The sequence below is a fragment of the Bacillus sp. AFS055030 genome, from assembly GCF_002574545.1.
GTDB lineage: Bacteria > Bacillota > Bacilli > Bacillales > Bacillaceae_G > Gottfriedia.
On record NZ_NUGT01000018.1, the window covers coordinates 1 to 21,140 of the forward strand.

The 21,140-nt window shown below is 31.4% G+C and carries 22 protein-coding genes; 10 read left to right on the plus strand and 12 right to left on the minus strand.

Translation table 11 applies throughout. From position 1 onward, the window contains the following. Window positions 1-259: 259 nt before the first annotated feature. Genes CN925_RS07870 through CN925_RS07880 form a run of 3 tightly spaced genes read right to left on the minus strand, consistent with a single transcriptional unit; the run spans window position 260 to window position 2,952 of the window. Entirely contained in the window at window positions 260-985 is a 726-nt protein-coding gene (locus CN925_RS07870) for an EcsC family protein (RefSeq protein ID WP_098845710.1), read from the minus strand. A 12-nt stretch (window positions 986-997) separates the two neighbouring features. After that, on the minus strand, window positions 998-2,218 hold the full coding sequence (locus tag CN925_RS07875; RefSeq protein WP_098845711.1) for an ABC transporter permease: 1,221 nt from the start codon (window positions 2,216-2,218) through the stop codon (window positions 998-1,000). Continuing rightward, complete coding sequence (locus tag CN925_RS07880) at window positions 2,215-2,952, minus strand: ABC transporter ATP-binding protein (protein WP_098845712.1); 738 nt, start codon at window positions 2,950-2,952, stop codon at window positions 2,215-2,217. Before CN925_RS07880 ends, CN925_RS07875 begins: the two co-directional genes overlap by 4 nt. Window positions 2,953-4,207: 1,255 nt before the next feature. On the opposite strand from CN925_RS07880, the gene CN925_RS07885 reads away from it, so the two are divergent. Continuing rightward, entirely contained in the window at window positions 4,208-4,645 is a 438-nt protein-coding gene (locus CN925_RS07885; protein WP_098845713.1) for an HIT family protein, read from the plus strand. Between the two features lie 353 nt (window positions 4,646-4,998). Then, window positions 4,999-5,559 (plus strand): HTH-type transcriptional regulator Hpr, encoded by a 561-nt coding sequence (locus tag CN925_RS07890; RefSeq protein ID WP_069033846.1) that lies wholly within the window; start codon window positions 4,999-5,001, stop codon window positions 5,557-5,559. Between the two features lie 278 nt (window positions 5,560-5,837). Here CN925_RS07890 and CN925_RS07895 read toward each other — a convergent pair whose 3' ends face one another. Beyond that, window positions 5,838-5,927 (minus strand): YjcZ family sporulation protein, encoded by a 90-nt coding sequence (locus CN925_RS07895; RefSeq protein ID WP_097973758.1) that lies wholly within the window; start codon window positions 5,925-5,927, stop codon window positions 5,838-5,840. Window positions 5,928-6,025: 98 nt separating this feature from the next. Further along, window positions 6,026-6,109 carry a YjcZ family sporulation protein gene (locus CN925_RS07900; protein WP_082459494.1) on the minus strand — a complete coding sequence of 28 codons (84 nt, stop codon included), beginning with the start codon at window positions 6,107-6,109 and terminating at the stop codon, window positions 6,026-6,028. 441 nt (window positions 6,110-6,550) lie between these two features. Between CN925_RS07900 and CN925_RS07905 the strand changes: the two genes are divergently transcribed. Then, window positions 6,551-7,372 carry a peptidylprolyl isomerase gene (locus CN925_RS07905; protein WP_098845714.1) on the plus strand — a complete coding sequence of 274 codons (822 nt, stop codon included), beginning with the start codon at window positions 6,551-6,553 and terminating at the stop codon, window positions 7,370-7,372. A 28-nt stretch (window positions 7,373-7,400) separates the two neighbouring features. Here CN925_RS07905 and CN925_RS07910 read toward each other — a convergent pair whose 3' ends face one another. Beyond that, window positions 7,401-7,604 carry a sporulation YhaL family protein gene (locus CN925_RS07910; RefSeq protein WP_098845715.1) on the minus strand — a complete coding sequence of 68 codons (204 nt, stop codon included), beginning with the start codon at window positions 7,602-7,604 and terminating at the stop codon, window positions 7,401-7,403. A gap of 70 nt (window positions 7,605-7,674) precedes the next feature. After that, entirely contained in the window at window positions 7,675-8,613 is a 939-nt protein-coding gene (gene yhaM, locus CN925_RS07915) for a 3'-5' exoribonuclease YhaM (protein WP_098845716.1), read from the minus strand. A gap of 333 nt (window positions 8,614-8,946) precedes the next feature. Between yhaM and CN925_RS07920 the strand changes: the two genes are divergently transcribed. Further along, window positions 8,947-9,132 carry a YhzD family protein gene (locus tag CN925_RS07920; RefSeq protein WP_098845717.1) on the plus strand — a complete coding sequence of 62 codons (186 nt, stop codon included), beginning with the start codon at window positions 8,947-8,949 and terminating at the stop codon, window positions 9,130-9,132. 69 nt (window positions 9,133-9,201) lie between these two features. Here the strand turns inward: CN925_RS07920 and CN925_RS07925 are convergent, their stop codons facing one another. The 5 genes from CN925_RS07925 to CN925_RS07945 form a co-directional block, all read right to left on the minus strand. Continuing rightward, window positions 9,202-9,750, minus strand: a complete 549-nt coding sequence (locus CN925_RS07925) for a DUF1510 family protein (RefSeq protein WP_180232891.1) — start codon at window positions 9,748-9,750, stop codon at window positions 9,202-9,204. Between the two features lie 376 nt (window positions 9,751-10,126). Then, window positions 10,127-10,915 (minus strand): enoyl-CoA hydratase, encoded by a 789-nt coding sequence (locus CN925_RS07930; RefSeq protein WP_098845719.1) that lies wholly within the window; start codon window positions 10,913-10,915, stop codon window positions 10,127-10,129. A gap of 85 nt (window positions 10,916-11,000) precedes the next feature. Beyond that, window positions 11,001-12,476: a coproporphyrinogen III oxidase gene (locus CN925_RS07935; protein ID WP_098845720.1), complete on the minus strand. Its 1,476-nt coding sequence runs from the start codon at window positions 12,474-12,476 to the stop codon at window positions 11,001-11,003. 124 nt (window positions 12,477-12,600) lie between these two features. After that, entirely contained in the window at window positions 12,601-13,470 is an 870-nt protein-coding gene (locus CN925_RS07940; protein ID WP_098845721.1) for a Cof-type HAD-IIB family hydrolase, read from the minus strand. A gap of 174 nt (window positions 13,471-13,644) precedes the next feature. After that, window positions 13,645-14,001, minus strand: a complete 357-nt coding sequence (locus tag CN925_RS07945) for a YlbF/YmcA family competence regulator (protein WP_098845722.1) — start codon at window positions 13,999-14,001, stop codon at window positions 13,645-13,647. Window positions 14,002-14,176: 175 nt separating this feature from the next. Here CN925_RS07945 and CN925_RS07950 point away from each other — a divergent pair, with 175 nt between their 5' ends. The 6 genes from CN925_RS07950 (at window position 14,177) to CN925_RS07975 (ending at window position 21,133) form a co-directional block, all read left to right on the plus strand. After that, the gene (locus CN925_RS07950) at window positions 14,177-15,271 is read left to right on the plus strand and encodes a YheC/YheD family endospore coat-associated protein (protein ID WP_180232892.1); all 1,095 of its coding nucleotides are present in this window, start codon (window positions 14,177-14,179) and stop codon (window positions 15,269-15,271) included. An 18-nt stretch (window positions 15,272-15,289) separates the two neighbouring features. Next, window positions 15,290-16,375, plus strand: a complete 1,086-nt coding sequence (locus tag CN925_RS07955) for a YheC/YheD family endospore coat-associated protein (protein ID WP_098845724.1) — start codon at window positions 15,290-15,292, stop codon at window positions 16,373-16,375. After that, window positions 16,375-17,730: a YheC/YheD family endospore coat-associated protein gene (locus CN925_RS07960; RefSeq protein ID WP_286138295.1), complete on the plus strand. Its 1,356-nt coding sequence runs from the start codon at window positions 16,375-16,377 to the stop codon at window positions 17,728-17,730. The genes CN925_RS07955 and CN925_RS07960 overlap by 1 nt, the downstream gene beginning before the upstream one ends. Then, complete coding sequence (locus CN925_RS07965; protein WP_098845725.1) at window positions 17,727-18,896, plus strand: YheC/YheD family protein; 1,170 nt, start codon at window positions 17,727-17,729, stop codon at window positions 18,894-18,896. Before CN925_RS07960 ends, CN925_RS07965 begins: the two co-directional genes overlap by 4 nt. A gap of 84 nt (window positions 18,897-18,980) precedes the next feature. Further along, on the plus strand, window positions 18,981-19,907 hold the full coding sequence (locus CN925_RS07970) for a PucR family transcriptional regulator (RefSeq protein WP_180232893.1): 927 nt from the start codon (window positions 18,981-18,983) through the stop codon (window positions 19,905-19,907). Between the two features lie 128 nt (window positions 19,908-20,035). Then, window positions 20,036-21,133, plus strand: a complete 1,098-nt coding sequence (locus CN925_RS07975; protein ID WP_098845727.1) for an ABC transporter ATP-binding protein — start codon at window positions 20,036-20,038, stop codon at window positions 21,131-21,133. Window positions 21,134-21,140: the final 7 nt, after the last annotated feature.

The window sequence follows — 21,140 nt, forward strand, 5'->3', positions numbered from 1 at the left end:
TAATTTTCGCTGGTTTTCTTCCTCATGAACCTGTTATGAGGAAGTATCTTTCTATTTTCCACTGGTTCACTTCCTCATGAACCTGTTATGAGGAAGTATCTTCTATTTTTGGCTAGTTTACTTCCTCATGAACCGTAGCCCTACTAAATTAAAAGACCGTCAAATTAAAAACGCAAGAATGCTGTTAAATCAACATTCTTGCGTTATGTTTTTTAATTTCAAAGCTGAAATGAGACAGCCTCTTTTAGTATGTAACTCATTAGAAAAGATCCTTCTTCTTCATATACCTCATTCGATAGGCATTTTTAGCCGTTTCACCTAATTGTTCAAGAAGTTGATAATTTACATAAGCTCCAACCGGTGCTCCAATGATGGGTACTAATTGTAGTAGTTTTGCTAAATCAATATGATCTCGATATTCCAGTTGTAATTGCTCCCAATTGACTTGGGGATTTTCATCTACTTTCTCTTCCCACTTTTCAATTACTTGAAATACTTTTTTCCGATGACTATCACTTGAAAAAGCCAACTGAAAAATATACAGCATGAATTGACGTTCTAGTTCATCTTTAGGCGAGTAACCATATATTTTTGCTGCCTCAACTAAAAACCTAATTTTTATTCCTAGTAGTAACGGAAAATCGGCAAGGCCGAGTAATATTCCACCCGCTCCTGTACCAGCACCTTCTACAGCTGAAATCTTCTTGTACTCGTTTAATTTTTTATCTAAGATTAAATCTCTTTCTCTAAGTGTTAATGTTTCGTACTCTTCACCACTACCGTTAAAAACAGTAGAACCTCCCATAAATAAAACCATCATATTTTTAACGGTTTTTGTAAGCAGTTCTTTAATTTGTTCTGGTAACAACGATTGAAGCTTTAATTGAACTTTTTTTGCAGATGCTTGAAAAATATTTGAATCGGACATTACTTTTTGTTTCCATCTAGATAGTTCGTACTGAATACGAAGTTCATAAGAATCCATTTTGTCCACCCTTTACAATTTTTGTGGCTTACTTAACCTCTTATGCACATAAAATTTAATTAACCACATTGAAAATAAAGTATACACAACGATTGCAATAATAAAGTTTAAAATTGATAAGCCCTTTATTAGACAAATAATACTAAAAACTAAACTACACATTATCAGTAGTATATACAAAAGTGTCGAAATAGATTTTTTATTTTCTTCATTTGTATAAGGATAAATTTTCCACAACAAATGATAATTATACTGTTTTAAAATTGACATATTCTGAAGAGAAATTACGTAAAGAAATAAAATGCCGATCAATATTTTCCCGATTGTAGTTGGCACTAAGTAAACTACGAACCCACCTACGAAAAGTTGTCTTAAAAACATACTTAAATAGTTACCATTCCTGATAAATGTACGAACTAGTAAATAATTCGCAGCATTTCTCATTTTAAATTGATGTATGATTGGATCTGCCCATTTTCTTCTCTTAACTTGTTGTTGAATAGACGGTACATCAGTAAACATATTCGCAAATCGATAATAAGTAGCTAATCTTGAAGTATCAAGTTTAACATTTCTTTCCCATTGCACTCTTTTATTTTTACTACCTATTTGAATAGATAATGCATAAACAGCTAAAATTACGATCATCATTACAAGGAAAAAACTGCTCCATATACTTAATAAACCATAAATAAATAAGAATGTACCTAAAAACCTTAAAGAATAATCAAAAACTCGGTTTAATACACCATTATTTGTAAGATGTAAAAATGAAACAAAGAGATTGTATCCTTTTAATAAGAAAATTATTACCATAAAGACAATAAAACTTGTTGTTTGTCCTAGTGTAAATTTCTTATAAATTGGATAAATCACACCTAACATCATTACCATTAAATAAACTTGAACGATGTACGTAATGAAAAAGGAGCGGACAAAGTAACTTTTCATCTTTTTTTCTAAAGGTAATAAATAATGTAAATCAGGTTCTTTAAAAAAAGTAGTTACTTGACCTGTTACAACAAGAAAACTAAAAAGAATAGCGATTAGTAAAATAACAGGAAAATCTGGAGAAATTGTTTTTAGCATTTGTTGATAATAATATGCTCCTCCTCCAAATCCAAAAACAATCACAAATTTTATATGATCATTAAAAATATAACGACCATATTTACTCATTTCTTTTATAAAACTCCTAAACCGTGCTAACCATAATTCTTTTATCGTACTCATATTTCTTTTTCCTTCGTCGCAAAAATATAAATTTCATCCAATGAAGCATTTGGCATATTATATTGTGTTTGTAATTCGTTTAATGTACCTTTTGCAATAATGACTCCTTCATGCAAAATAATAAATGAATCACAATAAATTTGAGCAGTCGATAAAATATGAGTAGACATTAAGATGCCTGCTCCCTTTTGCTTTTCATTGTTCAAAATCTCAAGTAAATCATTTATCGCAATTGGATCAAGCCCTAAAAAAGGTTCATCTATTATGTATAACTGTGGTTGGACGATAAGGGAACAAATGATCATGACTTTTTGTTTCATCCCTTTTGAGAATGTCGAAGGGAAATAGTTCTTTTTATCATATAATCTAAATGTTTTTAATAGTTCTTCACTACGTTTTTTTAAATCTTTATCAGGAATATTATATGCCAATGCTGTAATTTCAAGATGTTCCTGTAGAGTTAATTCATCATAAATCATCGGTGTTTCAGGAACATACGATATGCTAGCACGATATGCAGTTGGATCTTTATCAAATGATTCACCATTAATTAATATGTCACCTTTTGATGGCTTCAAAAGTCCTAAAATATGTTTTATTGTCGTACTCTTACCAGCACCATTTAACCCGATTAACCCAACTAGCTCATTCCTATTTATCGTAAATGAGACATCTTTAATAACAGGCTGTCTTGTGTATCCACCTGTGACATCTTTTACATGCAATAAAGTCATTCTCTACAAATCCTTTCAAATGTACTTTTCTTTTATATTTTATTGTATCAAATAATAATCTTAACTGCCTTATTATCATATTTATCGAATACTAAAAAAAAATCCTTCTTTTTTTGAATACTATTTTAGGTTAAGGGTATTATAATTCTTGAAGGGAAAGCAACACACTTTCTTAATTCAAAATTTGAAATGAGGTGTGTGTTAAAGGAAATTTAATTTGCGTTCAAACCTAAGTCAGATCATTGTTTAAGTGAAATGAGGTATCTTCAAAGATTAACATCGTTGTCATATACAGCAATGTAAAAATCTTAGGAGATGGTGCGCTTGAACAGGTTCTATAAAAACAAAGGTCATTAGTATACCAATTTGTAAATGAGGTGTCTCGAGCAGAACATATAATTTATTTATAGGTGTACCAATTTATTGAACAATTAAGCAAATGAGGTGTCTGTTAAAGACAATTTAACTTATTAACCTAATATCATTTCTAAAATCTTTCCCCTTCATCAAGGAGCAACTACTGGTTGCTCCTTGTTTATGTTGTTGAGAAGTAATTAAATTACCAAATACGCAGTAAGATGATGTTAATTTCAACTAATTTTTAAGATTATCCTTGATTTGTTTGTTAAGTGACACATGTTTTCCCTCCCCTTATCTCCTCTGACCATAATATTGAGTTTATTTATTACTTCCTATGGTTAGATCTTAACTCTCTTCCTATTTAATCTCTTGGTCGTTCTCCATTGCTTTTTAAAATTTCTTATTGTTTTTGCATACTTTCTTACATACAGGGCATCATAATTCTTGAAGGGAAAGCAACACCACTTTTTGAGTTCTAAATTTGAAATGAGGTGTCTGTTAAAGGTAATTTAATTTGCGTTCAAACCTATGTAAGGTAATTCGTTGAAGTTAAATATCTCCATAGATAAAACATCGTTGTATAAACAGCAGTGAAAACATCAAAGGGGATGGTTATCTTGAACATGATTACTTAAAAACAAAGGTTTTAGTATACCAATTTGTAAATGAGGTGTCTCGACCAGAGCATATAAATTTCTTAAAAGGTGTACCAATTCATTGAACATTTAAGCAAATGAGGTGTCTATCAAAGACAATTTATAATTACATTTTTAAATCTTTCTCCTTCATCAAGAAGCAACATAGGTTGCTTCTTGTTTATTTTTCCCGGACCCTATTTCCACTTTAACCTTTGCCTATGTTAAAATAAGGAAAAAAGTGAAAGGAAGTATAAAAAATGGCACATGACGCTAATTGTATTTTCTGCAAAATTGTTGAAGGTAGCATTCCAGCTTCAAAAGTATACGAGGATGATGATGTTTTAGCTTTATTAGATTTAAGTCAAGTTACAAAAGGTCACACTTTAGTCATTCCAAAGGATCATGTTGAAAACATATTCGAAATGAGTGAAGAGACAGCTAGTACATACTTCCGAAAAGTACCTCTCATTGCTAATGCAATAAAAGAAACTTTCAATGTTCAAGGTGTAAATATTTTAAATAATAGTGGTGAAGTTTCAGGTCAAACTGTATTCCATTATCATATGCATATTTTACCACGATACGGAAATAATGATGGCTTTGATGTAAAATGGCTTTCAAACCAAAATCAATACACAAATGAAATGCTTCAAGAAATTGCAAAATCTATCGAAAATAACATTATTAAGAAATAATAAAATGATCCCATTTAAAAACAAAAACAGGAGAGTTAATATCTCCTGTTTTTGTTTTTTTTATGTGAACCCCATCTAATTCCAGTATTTAATACTATATTTTTATAGAGTTATATTATATATTTACTATATTACCAATAATATTTTATAGACAATCACTCTATAGTTTCGCTAAAATTATTATATAAACATAATTTTTATATCCCATAACATTTAATTATAATATAAAAATGTAGAATTTTATCAACTACTTTGTGAAAATTTTTAAAAATTCTAACTAAAAGTTCTTTATTTCTTCACATATTATTGGCATAATAATAAATAGATAGTTAAATAGAAAAGAAGGTGAATTGATGAAAACTGAACAAAAATTATATACAATGAAAGAAGCTTTGATTTTTAGTCAAAGAATTGCCCAAATTTCTAAAGCTTTATGGAAGTCAGTTGAAAAGGACTGGCAGCAATGGATTAAGCCCTATGATTTAAATATCAATGAACATCATATTTTAATGATCGCCTTCCACTTAAAGGGTGCGTCTATTTCTGAAATTGCTAAATTTGGTGTAATGCACGTTTCGACTGCTTTTAACTTCTCTAAAAAGCTAGAAGAACGTGGTTTATTAGTGTTTTCTAAAAAAGTAGAAGATAAACGTAATACGTATATTGAATTAACAGAAAAAGGTAAAGAAATGCTATTAGAAATCCTAGGTGAATTTGATCCAGAGACAAATTCAGTTTTTCAAGGTACTTTACCATTAAAAGAATTTTATGGTAAATTTCCAGAAAATATGGAAATTATGGCTATCTTACGTAATATTTATGGAAAAGATTTTATGGATATATTTGAAACAACGTTAGGTAACATAGATAAAGAATTTATTGAAGAAGATAATCGTTTAATTAAGAAACCTTAATATCTTCTTTAAAGTTACAATTTCAGCTCAACTGTTATTGAAATTGTACAATCAAATAGAAGCGGGGTAAGATTAATTAAATCCTTCCGCTTTTTATTTCGAACACCTTTGTTCACAATTTCACATAAATATCTTTTGTCCTCTTTGCCCTCCTAACTTAATTTCATTTCAATTTATAAATTTCAAAAAATATGTACCTCATAAGCTATTTTTAATCTGAAATAAAAACTCAACCGGAGGTACAATACCCCCGGTCGAATATTTGTCTTATTTACAAATTAGATGCAAGCTGCTCCTACGATAATTAATAAGATGAACAATACAACGATTAACGCAAATCCTCCACCATGGAATCCTACGCCCATCATTCACACCTCCTTTTGCTACATATCTTATCTTATGCGTGTAGTAAAAAATGGTCTGGGCAAATGTATAAATAACCTTCATTTTTGAAGATTCATACTACTTATAAAAATGAACACCCAATAATGATTAATAAAATAAACAGAATCACGATTAATACAAATTCATTCGATGCTTTCCCCTCCATTTATCCACCCTCCTAACAGTAATCCATAATAATATATAGACGAATGCCTTTATTGATTGGGCGAATGTCACGGTTGACAAGTTTTTAATTTGCAGGATAAGCATGATTTTTAGACAAACCATTAACAAATAAAATTAGATCCAGGTAAAATAGTAATTTGCTTTCATTTATTCCCGTACTCTCATAGTACCTACATTACATTTAAAACTAGTTCAAGTTTCCTTTAAATTAATCAATTTATAATTTGAAAAACATACCAAATTATTCTTTTTTTGGATAAACTTTGTCACATTGAATAAAAATATGTTATATTAAGTGAAGTAATTTCCAGTAAAAGGTATGTCTAAATACAGGAGAAATTAAGATTTAAGCTCTATACTTTAATAAGTAAAATTTTTCTTTTTAAGAAATCAATTTAAATTTTTATTAGGAGATGTTTAAATGAAAAAGTTAATCGTATCTGCAGTTTTAGCTACCTCAGTATTCGGACTAGCAGCATGTGGATCTGCTGGTGTTAGTAACGATGTTGTTGCTACATCTAATGCGGGAGATATCACATCTAAAGATTTATATAATAAAATGAAGGATACAGCAGGCTTAGCAATGGTTAAGCAAATGGTTATTGAAGATTATTTAAAGAAAAACTTCAAAGTTAGTGATAAAGAAGTTGACGCTAAGTTCAATGAGTACAAAACACAAAATGGTGACCAATTTAAAGCTTTCTTAGCTCAGTACGGATTTAAAGATGAAGCAGCATTTAAAGATCGTGTTAAAATTGATTTATTAACTGAAAAAGCTGCTGAAGCTTCAGTAACAAAAGCTGACCTAGCAAAATACAAACCAGAAATTAAAGCTAGTCATATTCTAGTAAAAGATGAAGCGACAGCTAAAAAAGTTAAAGCAGAACTAGATAAAGGTGCAGATTTTGCTGCAGAAGCAAAAAAATATTCTACAGACACTGGTTCAAAAGATAAAGGTGGAGATTTAGGCTATTTTGGTGAAGGTGCAATGGTACCTGAATTCGAAGCAGCTGCTTATAAATTAAAAGTTGGAGAAATTAGCCAACCAGTTAAATCACAATTCGGTTACCATATTATTAAAGTTACTGATAAAAAGACTGCTAATGAAAAAGAAGCTCGCAAAAAACTTGCTGAGTCTAAACTAAGTCAAGAAAACTTCGCAGCATTCACTGAGGAACTTCTGAAAAAAGCTAAATTTAAAGTAGAAGATAAAGATTTAAAAAGCCAAGAGAAAAAATCATAAAAAAAAACCTGCCTAATTGGCAGGTTTTTTAGTTGGAAGAAATCTCAGAGTTAATCAATAATTGCTCTCTTCGTTCTCTTTCCTCTTTAATTCTTTGTAAGTAAATTTCTCCCTCTTTTTCAATGAAAGCTTCATCTGCATCTCTTTCTTGTTTAGAGGTGTAAAGCACCATAAATCCACTTACAAAAATTCCTAGGATGACGATATACATCCAGAATGGTAATGTTAGCATTATTTTTTTCCTCCTTAGTAGACAAGCATTTGCTTCATTATATGGCTAATAAGGAGGAAGTATGATTAAATTAAAATTTTGGTTTGTAAAAATTACGATTTTCTAACGGGAAAATACGCTCTGTATATTCGCCCGGTTCAACTCTCTCAAGTGCGCGGTCTAACATATTCATTTTTGCATCAATATTATCAATATAATGTAAAATTTCCGCTTCTTTAATTAAAGGTAATTTTGGACTACCGTACTCATACTTTCCATGATGGCTTAAAATAAGATGCTGTAAAACAGTAACCTCTTCCCCTTCAATCCCTAGTTCAATTGAGGCATTTCCAATTTCAATAGCCATAAGCGAGATGTGGCCTAACAAATTACCTTCGACAGTATACTTTGTTGAAACTGGACCAGATAATTCTCTTACTTTTCCTAAATCATGTAGTATGATTCCAGCATAAAGTAAATCCTTATTGATCGAAGGATATAAATTCGCAATTGATTCACCTAATTTCAACATACAAAAAACATGGTATGCTAAACCAGAAACAAATTCATGATGATTCTTAGTTGCCGCTGGAAAATCAAGAAAATCCTCTTGATTTTTTAACACAAGATATTCAGTAATCTTTTTAAGTTTTTCATTAGTCATATTATTAATGTAAGAAGTAATTTTCTCATATAATACTTCTTTTGAAACTGGTGCTTTTGCGAAAAAATCTTCTGGATTTACTTCGTCTGTTTCTTTAGTTGGACGAATTTGGCGTAATTTAAGTTGAAGTTTTCCTCTATAGTCATGTAGCTCCCCTTCAACTTTTACTACTGTACCCTCTTTATATGCTTCTTCTTGCTCTGATGAAATATCCCAAAGCTTTGCCTCAATATCTCCACTTTGGTCTTGTAAAGTTAATGATAAAAATGTTTTTTGATTACTTGCTACACCTTTCGTAACAGCTTTGATAAATAAATATGTTACAAAACGTTCGCCAACTTCATGATCGTATACTTTTTTATCCATAAGTACCTCCATTTTGTATATGCTTCCTCTAGCCCTACTTAAATAGCTTAAAATATTTTGGAAAATCAATTTCACAAAATAAAAAAAGGAAAATCTAATTATGTATTAGTCGTTTTACTTATCCTATTATACGTTAAAAAAGATACTTAGCCCAACAATGTTCATACAAAAAATCAGACATAATCTAACATTTCTTAATATCCGTTAAAATCTCTAAATGTCAAAATTTTAAATTCACACAGAATTTTTTTATAATTCAAATTATTACTTTACACAGCTTTTCAATCTATGCCAAAATAGTAATATCGCAACTACTTTAGGGAGGTCTAATCCATGGCAACATATCGAATTACTGCTTTTGAAAAAAGTGGCGAATCAATTGTCGATGAACAATTTGAAGCAAATTCTGACTTAGAAGCCAAAAAAATTGGTACTGAAAAACTTTCGGCTCTTGGTGCACTTGATAAAACTCACCGTTGCATTAGTCAAACTGGTAAACTGCTTTTATTTCATCCATAATAAAAAAGCTGCGAAAATTTATCGCAGCTTTTTTGTTATGATTTCACTTAAGTCCATCCCAGTTTCATTTTATGAAGCAGGTTCAACTTTTGTAGCTTTATAGCCAGACCCATCCCAGATGAGATATACTCGATATTTTTGCGAGCCATTTGTCTTTGCTGATACAGTTCCGACTGAGCCGCCTGGGTTGCTTTTGTCACTTCCTAAAAACCATACAGTCATATTGCTTGAATCTATTCCAATAGCAGAAGAGATTGTCTGTAACATCGCCTGCCAGTCTTGAGAATTTCGATCATAGCTTGTTACATGTTTCGAACCGGTTTGTGCACCCGTTTGTTCTGGTGTTTCCGGTGTCGCATCATCTGAAGGATCATCATCAATTGTTTGAACCGTTGTCGATGTCTCTTTTACACCATTATCATCATTCTTTTTGCCGTTTTTAGCTGATGCATAAGCACTGTTTTTAGATCCTGCCTTATTATCATCGTGCGAAAAAATGGAATACGTAACAAATGCTATTAATATTACCACGATTCCAATTGATCCAAATAAAATGAGTTTTGTTTTTTTTCTTTTCGCTCTTGATGTTCTACGTGAATTACTCTGATTTTGTTTCAATCTAACCACTCTCCCAAAACTGAGAATGTCAACATTCTACCATGAGTGGAGGAAAACTTATAGTCTTGTATTTTAAAATTAACCTTTTCGTAAAACAACTGTTAAGTTTTTTTCATTGTCAGACATAATTGTTCTAACCAAGACTAGGGCATAATAGAATATAGACATTCTAATTTTTAATGATCTTTTCTTATTTATAGTAAAAATATAGGATTACAGGAAGAAAATAATAGTGTTCGGCAATAGCAATAAATAGATTATATCAAATCAAATACTATTACAGGTTATTTAATTGTACTTTTGATAATTTTATTTGTACATCATTTCTTTTCTTCTAATCAAAAAAATCGACCGAATCCAGTCGATTTCACAATCATTATTTACCAGTAAATACCGGCATTCTCTTTTGTAAGAACGCCTGTACACCTTCATGGTGATCTGTTGTTCTCCTCATTGCACTTTGTCCTTCTTTTTCAAATAAAAGTACATTTTTTAAAGATGCTAAGTTATTGTTACAGTAGATTTGTTTTGTTTGAATCATAGCACTTACAGGTTTTTGAAGTATAGACTTCACACGTTCGTTAATTTTTTGTTCAAAGTCCCCACTAATTACCTCATCAATTAAGCCGATTTCTAGCGCTTGTGTTGCATTTAGTTTTTTACCTTCCCAGATTAGTTGTTTAGCCTTTGCTTCACCTAGTCTTTTTTCTAAGAAATAATGTGCACCACCATCAGGAATTAAGCCAATTCCAATAAAATTCATAGCAAGTACACCTGATTCATGAGCAAGTACGAAATCACTACCAAGCGCAAAACTTAATCCTATACCTGCAGCTGGCCCATGAATGGCACTAATAACGATTTTAGGTAAAGTATATAATTTAACTACTACATCTGTAATTAAATCCATTACTGGACCAAAAGCAGACTCATCTGGGTTACTTAACATTGATTTTAAATCTCCACCTGAAGAGAAACCTTTGCCATTTCCACATAAAACGACTACATCAACATCTGAACTAGCAATTTCATCAAGTACATCTCGAAATTGTCTGAATGTATCTTCATTCATTGCATTCAATACTTCTGGTCGATTAAAAACAACAGTTGCAACTCGTCCTTCTTTTCTTAATAAAACATGTTCTGCCGTGTTCGAAATAGACATAAAAAAATCCCCCTTAATTTCATGGATAATTTAAACATTAAACATAACAAGGGGAATTTCCTTTATTTTTTATGAATTTGATTCATTACTTTTCTGAAAATAATTCATCTAAAATTTTAATTTTGGCATTAGTATAATGCTCATAACCTTCATTATATGATTTAGGATCTTTCGCATTAGCAAAACGAGTTATTTGACGCGTTTTTGGATTTACAAACTTACTAGATGCACCACAACCTAAACCAATAATTGTTTGTTCTTCTTCCATAATTAAAATATTATACAAGCTTTCTTGACCATCAACAGAGTATCCAATGTTTTCAAGATTGCCTAATATATTTTTTTGACGATATAAATAATATGGATGATAATGATGATTTTTTGTCCAGACTGTAGCTTCATTCATCATTTGCTGCACTTCATCTCGATCTGCAACTTTATATTTTTGTTTGTTTTGAGTCATTTCTGAAGCTCTTTTAAATGAAAGTGTATGAACAGTCAATGATTCAGGCATTAACTTTTCAGTTTCATCTAATGTATATTTGAATTCTTTTAAACCTTCTCCAGGTAAACCAATAATCAAATCCATATTTATATTATTCATTCCCATTTCACGGGCTAAATGGTATTTTGTTATTGTTTCATCTACAGTGTGATGTCTTCCAATCGCTTTTAAAGTTTCTTGAATATAAGACTGTGGATTAATACTAATTCGATCAATATTCCATTTATTTAAAACATTTAATTTTTCAGGTGTAATCGTATCAGGTCTACCAGCCTCTACCGTAATTTCACGAACCTGTTTCATATTTGGAAATGATTCGTACATCTTAGCATACAGTAAATCCATTTCTTCTGCTGTAATGCTAGTAGGAGTCCCTCCGCCATAGTAAATCGTAGTAATGTTAATTCCACGTTCTTTTAGAAATTCGCCGACTTTTTCCATTTCATAATGTAATCCATATAAGAATGAATCGACAGCACCTTGTTTGCCTTGAATTGCATAAGCTGGGAATGTGCAATATGCACACTTAGTAGGACAATAAGGGATGCCAATATAAAGACTTACTTCATTCTGCAAGTTATATAAATCTGGAATTACTTTTAATTGACGATCGACGATTGATTGCATTAATTCAATTTTTTCGTCGTGGATTAAATAGTCATTTCGGAGCTCTTCATGCGCCATTTCCTTCGACATACCAGCTTTAAGTTTTGAATGTAGGAGCTTCGTTGGTCGAATACCAGTTAAGATTCCCCACTTTTGCTGAATTCCAGTATACTCTTGTAGCAATGACAAAAACACAAAGTTAACAGCTTTCTTTTTAAATTTAAATGATTCTCGATCATCTTTACCATCTATATAGTTTGTAGATGCTTCAAACTTCGTACCTAACTTACCTGATACTTGTTTATTCACTTCATCTAGAACAAAACGAACTTCTATATCTGCATCTATTTTTTCTAACGATACATCACAGTCTTCAAAAAAGAGTTGAGCTAAAAGCTCCAACGGTCTTTGAAAACGAATATCCTCTAAACCTTTAATATATATTTTCATTTTATTATCACCTTTTTAAGTTATCACTTTAGTATAAAATTAAAGAGTTACGAGGTCAATTATTAAAATTCACTCAAAAAAGCCCGGTTTTCGAAGAGCATTCTCTTGAAAGCCAGGCCTTTATTTATTTTTCAATTTTTAAATGTGTTTTTAAGAATGGCAGTGGGAATTGTTTCCTGAAATGCTCTTTGATCATATATGGCACACCATTTTGATCATTAGATCTTGTAATCCAATCTGCAACTTTTTTAATCTCTACTGGAGCATTTGACATAGCAACTCCTAAACCTGCATGTTCGATTAATGGTAAATCACTATAGTTATCTCCAATTACAACCATTTCGTGATACGAAATTCCTAGATGTTCACCTAGACGTTTTAAGCCTGAATATTTTGAAATTCCTTTTCGGACGATTTCAATTTTACGATCTTCATCACATAAACAATCTAGATGTGGATATTTTGCATTCAATTCTTTTTTCACTTTATTTTTCTCTACTTCATCAGAGAAATAACATTCGATTTTTAACGGCGATATTGAATTTTCCAAAATGTTATCTGAAAGTGATTCAACAAATTGGATTGGATAAAAGACAGGATCAGCATTTGATAAAACTGCTTTTGCCACTAGGTTAGATTGTAATTTTTTTCGATTTCCAATTGAAAAATATTCATGTGACAATCGAATATTACAATCATATTTTTCTAGTTTTTTAACGATGTCATAGGCTTCTTCCTCTTCAATTCTCTTTTCAAATAATGGCTCATCAAGTTTTGAAGAGATAAAGGCACCTGAGTGAGAGACCAAAAGGTTATTAACCTTAAGAGCTTTTGCGATTTTTTTTGTTGCTTGGAAATTTCTGCTTGTATATAAGGTTACATAAATCCCTTTATCTTGAACGTATTCAACAGCTTCTTTCGATTCTTTTGAGAGTTTTCCATTGGATTGCAATAAAGTACCATCTATATTAATTGCAAGTAACTTATAAATCACTTAATCTCCCCCATTTCGCGAAGAAATACCTTACTAGACTATATGACATGCTTCGTTTAATTAGAACAATGTAGGCTATTAGTATATCCACTCTTATACTAAAAATGATTGAAAGAAAGGCAGGAAAAAGTAAAAGAATGAAAAGATCCTCTTCTTAATCCTGCCTCTTAAATATTATAGTTCAAGTAAAGATTTATAAAATTCTTCTAATGGACTCATGACAATTTTATTTACATCTTGGATGACTAAATTTAATCTTTGTTCCACTTGCATTAAGTTTGCAATTAAAGGATTTTGAGACACTCTAGCAACAAGTTCTTGTCCTTTTGCATTTTCTTCAGGTGTAACTGCTTCACCTTGATAGATTTTTTGTTGCATCGCTTTTTGGAAATTTTGAAATTCCATAAATAACGGTTTCGCATTTGGATCAGCTAATACTTGTGAGTATAGAGATTGTAAGTCTTTAAATTCTGGTTGCTCCTTAAAAGCGTTTTGTAGTGAGTATGCGATATCATAAATATTTACTGCCATGTTACTACCTCCTATAAACTTTTGTATCTCCACTATAGCAAACATTCTATTATATGTCAGTCTTTCTAAAACAAATCAAACTTTCTTCCCTAAAAATTTCATTAAGAGACATTCACCAACTAGGCGAATATCACATAGTATACAACGACAATTATTTTGGAAAGGAGGAGAATCATTGCAATCTTTTCCTAAAAATCAAGAACCCCCATCATTTGTTGTAGTAACTGATTCAATCAATGAAGAGTCATTAAATCCGCTCGGTTCAATCACAACACTTTGTGAGGAACTATCACAGTTATGCGGAGATTCCAATATTGATTTCTATGTAACTACTTTAAAAAAACTACTAACGAATGAATTAACAGGATATAAGCGTTCAGAAAATGGCTGGACTTTAATGAATGTAACTGCTCCTTCAATCATTCATAACCGAATTCATTCGAGAAGACTTGAACGAACGAAAGAGTTTAAATTACTTAATTCTTCGTTATTCAGTCAACAAATACCTTTTTTTAATGCTCGATTCTTAAATAAGCTTGAAGTTTTTAAAGCTTTAATTGATTCAGCCTATATAAAGCCATACGTTCCATACACTGAGGAATGCTGCTCTGTTGAACAATTGGAAAATTTTATTCAAAAATATGAAACGGTTTTTATTAAACCCATTCACGGTAGCCAAGGGAGAAACATTTTTAAGGTTACAAAAGATCATGATTCGTATCGTTTAAAATATAGTCAAAATTCTGAAGTGGAAGTTGAATATAAATCAATTTCTCAACTATTTCATCCAATTAAACAGCAATTAAATAAGCGGACTTTTATCATCCAAGAAGGCTTACCTTTAATCAGCAAGGATAATCGACTTGTTGATTTTAGATTTTTATGTCACAAAAACAAATTTAATAAATGGGAAGTAACTTCAACTGTCGCAAGGATCGGTCACCCTACGCAGTTTGTAAGCAATTTAGCTCGCGGGGGAGACCTTCTAAAAATTGATGAATTTTTAGGGCAATACTTACCAAAGAAAGAGAGAATTCACTTTAAAAAATTATTGGTTGAGTTAGCCATTGAATGCTGTAAATGTATAGATTCCTCCTTTGATGGATTATTCGCTGAGTTTGGTGTGGATCTCGCTATAGACAATCAAATGAACCCTTGGGTTATCGAAATAAATTCAAAACCATCTAAGGATTTACAAGTTTTTGACCCGAATCAAAAAATTAGACCTTCAACAAAAGCTATTTTTTCTCTTGTTCAATCATATTTATAAGTACAAGGAGTGAAAAGAATGAGAATAGGTTATTTATCTCTTAAAGAAAGACAAGAAGGTGAATACGTTCAGCATATGGCGAAAGAAGCAAGTAAGCTTGGTTACGAATTCGTTCAATTTACCCCTTTTAATATCCAACCAGCTACTGAAGAAATAATGGGCTGGAAGTATATAGCAGAAACAGAGCAATGGGAGAAAACAACATTTGAAATACCGAATTATATTTATGATCGCTGTTTCTATTCTCCAAGCATTAAAAGTAAGCAGGCAAAACCGATTGTTGACTGGCTAAAAAAACGAAAAGACATCACTTTTTTAGGATATGGACTACCAGGAAAATGGGAAACTTATCAAGCCTTAGCAACTGATGAAAATTTAAATCCATATACCCCTAAAACAAAGAAACTATTACACCTAGCTGTATTTTTTGAAGAACTTAGAAAAACGCGTAAGCTCGTCATTAAACCAATCCATGGTTCAAGAGGAATCAATATTTATTTTATTACGTTAAGTGCATATTCAATTTGTGTTTCAACACAAAAACAAAAAGAAGTAATTGAAACCATTTTTGAAACAAGGGATGAATTTTTTGAGTGGCTTCAACCGTTAGTTGAATCGAAAGGATATGTTTATCAAAATTATTTAGACCTTCAAACAAAATCACGTGAAGCATTTGATATACGAATCCTTTTACAAAAAAATGAAAATGGTGAATGGCAAGCAGTAGGAAAAGGTGTTCGTATTGGTCAGCCTAATTCAATTGTTGCAAATTTAAGTGCAGGAAGTAATGCAGTTCCATTTGAGGAATGGATTACCCAATTTAATCAAAGAACTGCTTTAATATTGCAGCAAGATATTGAGACAATTTGCAAACAATTACCAATCACCCTTGAAAAGAATTTTCTTCCTTTATTTGAAATTGGTTTAGATTTAGGGATCGACTCAAATCATGCCATTTGGATTTTAGATGTTAATTCAAAACCCGGTAGAAAAGTCCTACTTCAAACCGACCCTTCTATCCAACAAAAGCTTTACTCAGCACCGATTCAGTATTGTTTACATTTACAATCGAAATCTAAAAGTGAAAGAAGTGAAATTAAATAATGAATGAAGTTTATCAAATCGTTACTCATCGACAGAGTAAGAATCTAGTATGTATACCTGAAGAACTTACTACTTCTAGAGATATTGAATATATTGCTTTTGGTCAAAAAAAATACCCTTGTCAACTAGTTACGATGAATACACTTCACAATATTATTTCGATATCAGAGCATTTAGTTGAAATGCTCTGTATACCTTTTGAAGGTTCGATCGAGCCAATCATTATCGGAGATACTTTACAACTTGGACCACTAGTTGGGATATTCACTGCCGGTTTTACCGAGTCACTACTTCGCCCTATCGGTGATCGTAGCTTTATGTTTGCAAACTTAATAGCTGAAAATAATCATAAAAATAGCTTTATATTTGTATTTGGTACTCACGGTATCGATTGGGAATCTGAAACAATTCAAGGTTATTTCTTTACGGATAAAAGATGGACTAAAGAGGTCGTTCCGTTTCCTACGGTTATTTATAATAGGCTACCAAATCGAAAAGTAGAGGTTCATAAATCAATTAAACGCGTCCGCCATAAACTAGAAAAAGAATACAAAATCCCATGGTTCAATCCTGGATTTTTCAATAAATGGGACTTATATGTAAAATTAAAAAATGAGAAATCCGTTACTCATTATCTCCCGAAAACAGTAAAATTCAATAATTTTGACACGATTGAAGAATTATTATCACAATACCAATTTGTATATGTTAAACCTGAAAATGGTAGCCTCGGTTCAAAAGTCATATTAATTCGGTACAATCGAGAAGAAGGAATTTATTATTGTAGATATCGGGAATTTGAAACAAATAAACTTCAAAAATTCTCATCACTCCAATCATTAATTAATCATGTTTTTCGTAGTATGAAGTTACACGATTTCATTGTTCAACAAGGTATTTCACTAATTCGTTATGAGCATCAACCTGTCGACTTTCGAGTTCATACAAACAAGGATGCTTTAGGAAAGTGGCATGTAACAGTAATTGCCGCAAAAATAGCAGGAAAAGGTAGCACAACTACTCATATAAATAACGGTGGTCGAGTGAAAACGCTCGAAGAATTATTTGATAAGGAAAAAGCAAAAAGAATACACGATAAATTATCTACAGCAGCATTAAAAATAAGTGAATCTCTAGAGCGTCAAGTAGATGGTCATATCGGAGAAATTGGATTTGATTTAGGTGTTGATAAGGATGAAAAAGTTTGGCTATTCGAAGCAAATTCTAAACCTGGAAGATCTATCTTTTCTAATCCTAGTTTCCAAGAAAACGACAAACAGATTAAAAAGCTATTTTTGGAATACGCTACTCATTTATCCAAAAAGGGTAATGAACTCGAGGTTTCAATGAAATGATCTCTGTTTTTTATCATCTTGATAAAAATACTTGGTCACATGATCATAGCGAATCAAAATTTTCCATAGGTCATAATCGACTACCTATATTACCATCCCAAGAAGACCGTTCAAAATCCATACAATTTCAGGTAAAAAAAAACGGAACACATTTAGGCCCAATTATCGGTATATTAACAAACGAAGATCGACTACCATTTAGTGGAAATATTAAGACCTTTAAAAGAATTTGTAAGAAAGTATTAACTGAGGGCGGTATACCAATCATATTAACCCCTACCGCCTTCTCTGGTAATTCGGTAAAATGTTATACCTATTGTTTTAAAACAAAAAAATGGCTGAAACTATTCTCCCCTTTACCTGACGTAATTTATAATCGGATCCCATCTGTACAGTACGAGTCTAACAATGATTATAAAAATTTCAGAGAAAAAATCTCAGAACTAAACATTCCTTTTTTTAATGAATCATATCTCTCAAAAATACAAACAACGACAATTTTATCTTCAAACGACTTTTTAAAAAGCTATATACCGAAGTCAATCGATTTAGCTAGCGAAAAAGAGTTATATTACTATTTAAAAAGATGGAAATTTCTATATGTAAAAAAACATAATTCTTCAAGAGGATTTGGCGTGTTTAAGCTCACCTTGAAAAATGACAAAGAAGTAATAATCCGTAATGCATTTCATGTAGAATTAGTGAAATCAATCAGTGATTGTTGGAAATTCCTTAGTACATTAAGCGAGGATTTTATTTGTCAACAAGGTATAGTTAGCGAATTACCAGATGGTAGAAAGTTTGATTTACGAATTCTAGCTCATAAACATGAAAATAATTATATTCTTTCTGGAATTGGTGTAAGAGTAGGAACATTTAATGCAATTACAACCCATGTACCTAGAGGCGGTAGCATTATCGCGATTGAAGATCTGCCGATTGAATTAAATTATTCTCTAATACACGAATTAGTCAAACAAACGGGAATTGCGTTAAATAAGGACGATGCACATTTTTATGAATTCTCAATGGATATCGGAATTCAGAACAATCATTATTATATTTTTGAAATCAACTCTAAACCAATGGTCTTTGACGAGATTGCAATTAAAGAACAAGGACTCGAAAACTTAATACGTCTATTTTATGAACTTTCGAATTTTTAACAGTAGTTAATCAGCTACTGTTCTTTTTTATTTTAAAAAACAGTGATAAACTAAAATGAAATAATGAATCGGATGGTAAGGAATATGATTGATAAAATTAAGACATTATTTGGGAGAGAGTCTGTTTCAGTCTCACCTGATGAAAATACATATATGGATTATTCTTGGTTTTCTACTGAGAATCAAGAAATTTTCGGGATAAAAAAAAATACAATATCAGAGGAACAGAGTAATCTACTGGAATGTCTTTTTACAAAATTAGAATCAGATGCACTTTTGATGCCATCTGCACAAAGTGAATGGTTTCACTATTTATTTTCCAGTAAAGGACATAATCCTTTTTCGTTCGAAAGCGAAGATTCCCTCCCTACTTCAGTTCGCTTTATTCATTTTTATAGCAATCAGTTATTTTCTAATAAAAATGAGTTTGAAGAAGCAATCAATGCATTCTTTCATAAAGAAGTAATAGTGGTCTGGCATTCTGCTAAGGAAGGTGTCATTATTGAAAAAATAATTGATCATCCATTTAATAAAGAATTTCTTGAGCATATGCAGGAAATCATTGCCGCTGACTTGTACCATGATGTTACCTTTTTTGTAGGAAAACGCTATAACCCTTTAGCAAATCTAAGCCTTTATTTTGAGATCGAACATCAATGCTTTAAAAAAGCATTATCCGTAAAAAAACAAAAAAATATTCTTTGGTTTTCAAAAGAAATGCTTTATTATATCCTTTCCTTTTTACCAGATGATCTACAAAAGGTTCTACCTAATTTATTCTTGAATGATATGAATATCGATGACCCAATTCTTTCAACGGTAAAAATCTTTCTTCAACATAATTTAAATGTTACCGCTACTTCAAAAAAAGCTTTTTTACATCGAAATACCGTTCAATATCGTCTTGATAAATTTTCCGAACAAACTGGTATAGATTTGAAGCATTTTGAGGATGGACTAGTAATATTTTTAGCAATTCATCTACTTGAGATCACGAATGAAACGAAATAAAAGCCTCTTTTGTGCACCTTGTACAAAGTAGGCTATTTTTTTTGTGAACCTTTGCCATTGTTAATAAAAGTTTAAATGTATACAATTTAATCAATGAAACCGATTACAAATAGTTGGAGGGTTTAATAATGGCAGAATTAAAATTAGATCACATTTATAAAATTTATGATAATAACGTAACAGCTGTAAAAGATTTTAATCTTCATATTGAAGACAAAGAATTTATCGTATTCGTTGGTCCTTCTGGATGCGGTAAATCAACAACTCTTCGAATGATCGCTGGATTAGAAGATATTTCAAAAGGTGATTTCTTTATTGACGGCAAGCGTGTAAATGATGTTCAGCCAAAAGATCGTGACATCGCAATGGTATTCCAAAACTACGCACTATACCCACATATGACTGTATATGATAATATGGCTTTTGGGTTAAAATTACGTAAGTTTGACAAAGCAGAAATCGATCGTCGTGTAAAAGATGCTGCACGTATTTTAGGTCTTGAAGAATATTTAAATCGTAAACCAAAGGCTTTATCTGGTGGACAACGTCAACGTGTAGCACTTGGTCGTGCGATTGTACGTGATGCAAAAGTATTCTTAATGGACGAGCCATTATCAAACTTAGATGCTAAATTACGTGTTGCAATGCGTTCTGAGATTTCAAAATTACATCAACGTCTTCAAACAACAACTATTTATGTAACTCACGATCAAACTGAAGCAATGACAATGGCTACACGTTTAGTCGTAATGAAAGATGGTATTATTCAACAAGTAGGTACACCTAAGGAAGTTTATGATCGCCCTGAAAACGTATTCGTTGGTGGATTTATTGGATCACCTGCAATGAACTTTGTTTCTGGTAAAGTTGAAGATGGTCACTTTAACTTAGGCAGCAAAAAAGTTGCGATCCCTGAAGGAAAAATGAAAACATTACGTGAGAATGGATATGTTGGAAAAGAAGTTATTTTAGGTGTACGTCCTGAAGATTTACATGACGAACCTGTATTTATTGAAGCATCTCAAGGTACAGTACTTGATTTAAAAATTGAAGTAGCTGAGCTTTTAGGAGCAGAATCAATGCTTTACACTAACTTTGAAGGTAATACATTAGTAGCTAGATTAGACGCACGTTCAACATTTACACATGGTCAAGTAATTAAATTAGCAGTAGATATGAACAAAGTTCATTTCTTTGATAAAGAAACTGAATCTCGTATTCGATAATTTATAA

What these genes read in the sequence shown, in the direction of transcription:
- CN925_RS07920 (WP_098845717.1), top strand. Translation starts at nt 8,947, where the DNA reads ATGGCAACATATCGAATTACTGCTTTTGAAAAAAGTGGCGAATCAATT.
- CN925_RS07900 (WP_082459494.1), bottom strand. Translation starts at nt 6,109, where the DNA reads ATGGAGGGGAAAGCATCGAATGAATTTGTATTAATCGTGATTCTGTTT.
- yhaM (WP_098845716.1), bottom strand. Translation starts at nt 8,613, where the DNA reads ATGGATAAAAAAGTATACGATCATGAAGTTGGCGAACGTTTTGTAACA.
- CN925_RS07880 (WP_098845712.1), bottom strand. Translation starts at nt 2,952, where the DNA reads ATGACTTTATTGCATGTAAAAGATGTCACAGGTGGATACACAAGACAG.
- CN925_RS07905 (WP_098845714.1), top strand. Translation starts at nt 6,551, where the DNA reads ATGAAAAAGTTAATCGTATCTGCAGTTTTAGCTACCTCAGTATTCGGA.
- CN925_RS07890 (WP_069033846.1), top strand. Translation starts at nt 4,999, where the DNA reads ATGAAAACTGAACAAAAATTATATACAATGAAAGAAGCTTTGATTTTT.
- CN925_RS07910 (WP_098845715.1), bottom strand. Translation starts at nt 7,604, where the DNA reads ATGCTAACATTACCATTCTGGATGTATATCGTCATCCTAGGAATTTTT.
- CN925_RS07875 (WP_098845711.1), bottom strand. Translation starts at nt 2,218, where the DNA reads ATGAGTACGATAAAAGAATTATGGTTAGCACGGTTTAGGAGTTTTATA.
- CN925_RS07935 (WP_098845720.1), bottom strand. Translation starts at nt 12,476, where the DNA reads ATGAAAATATATATTAAAGGTTTAGAGGATATTCGTTTTCAAAGACCG.
- CN925_RS07955 (WP_098845724.1), top strand. Translation starts at nt 15,290, where the DNA reads ATGAGAATAGGTTATTTATCTCTTAAAGAAAGACAAGAAGGTGAATAC.
- CN925_RS07885 (WP_098845713.1), top strand. Translation starts at nt 4,208, where the DNA reads ATGGCACATGACGCTAATTGTATTTTCTGCAAAATTGTTGAAGGTAGC.
- CN925_RS07945 (WP_098845722.1), bottom strand. Translation starts at nt 14,001, where the DNA reads ATGGCAGTAAATATTTATGATATCGCATACTCACTACAAAACGCTTTT.
- CN925_RS07960 (WP_286138295.1), top strand. Translation starts at nt 16,375, where the DNA reads ATGAATGAAGTTTATCAAATCGTTACTCATCGACAGAGTAAGAATCTA.
- CN925_RS07930 (WP_098845719.1), bottom strand. Translation starts at nt 10,915, where the DNA reads ATGTCTATTTCGAACACGGCAGAACATGTTTTATTAAGAAAAGAAGGA.
- CN925_RS07870 (WP_098845710.1), bottom strand. Translation starts at nt 985, where the DNA reads ATGGATTCTTATGAACTTCGTATTCAGTACGAACTATCTAGATGGAAA.
- CN925_RS07965 (WP_098845725.1), top strand. Translation starts at nt 17,727, where the DNA reads ATGATCTCTGTTTTTTATCATCTTGATAAAAATACTTGGTCACATGAT.
- CN925_RS07975 (WP_098845727.1), top strand. Translation starts at nt 20,036, where the DNA reads ATGGCAGAATTAAAATTAGATCACATTTATAAAATTTATGATAATAAC.
- CN925_RS07895 (WP_097973758.1), bottom strand. Translation starts at nt 5,927, where the DNA reads ATGATGGGCGTAGGATTCCATGGTGGAGGATTTGCGTTAATCGTTGTA.
- CN925_RS07970 (WP_180232893.1), top strand. Translation starts at nt 18,981, where the DNA reads ATGATTGATAAAATTAAGACATTATTTGGGAGAGAGTCTGTTTCAGTC.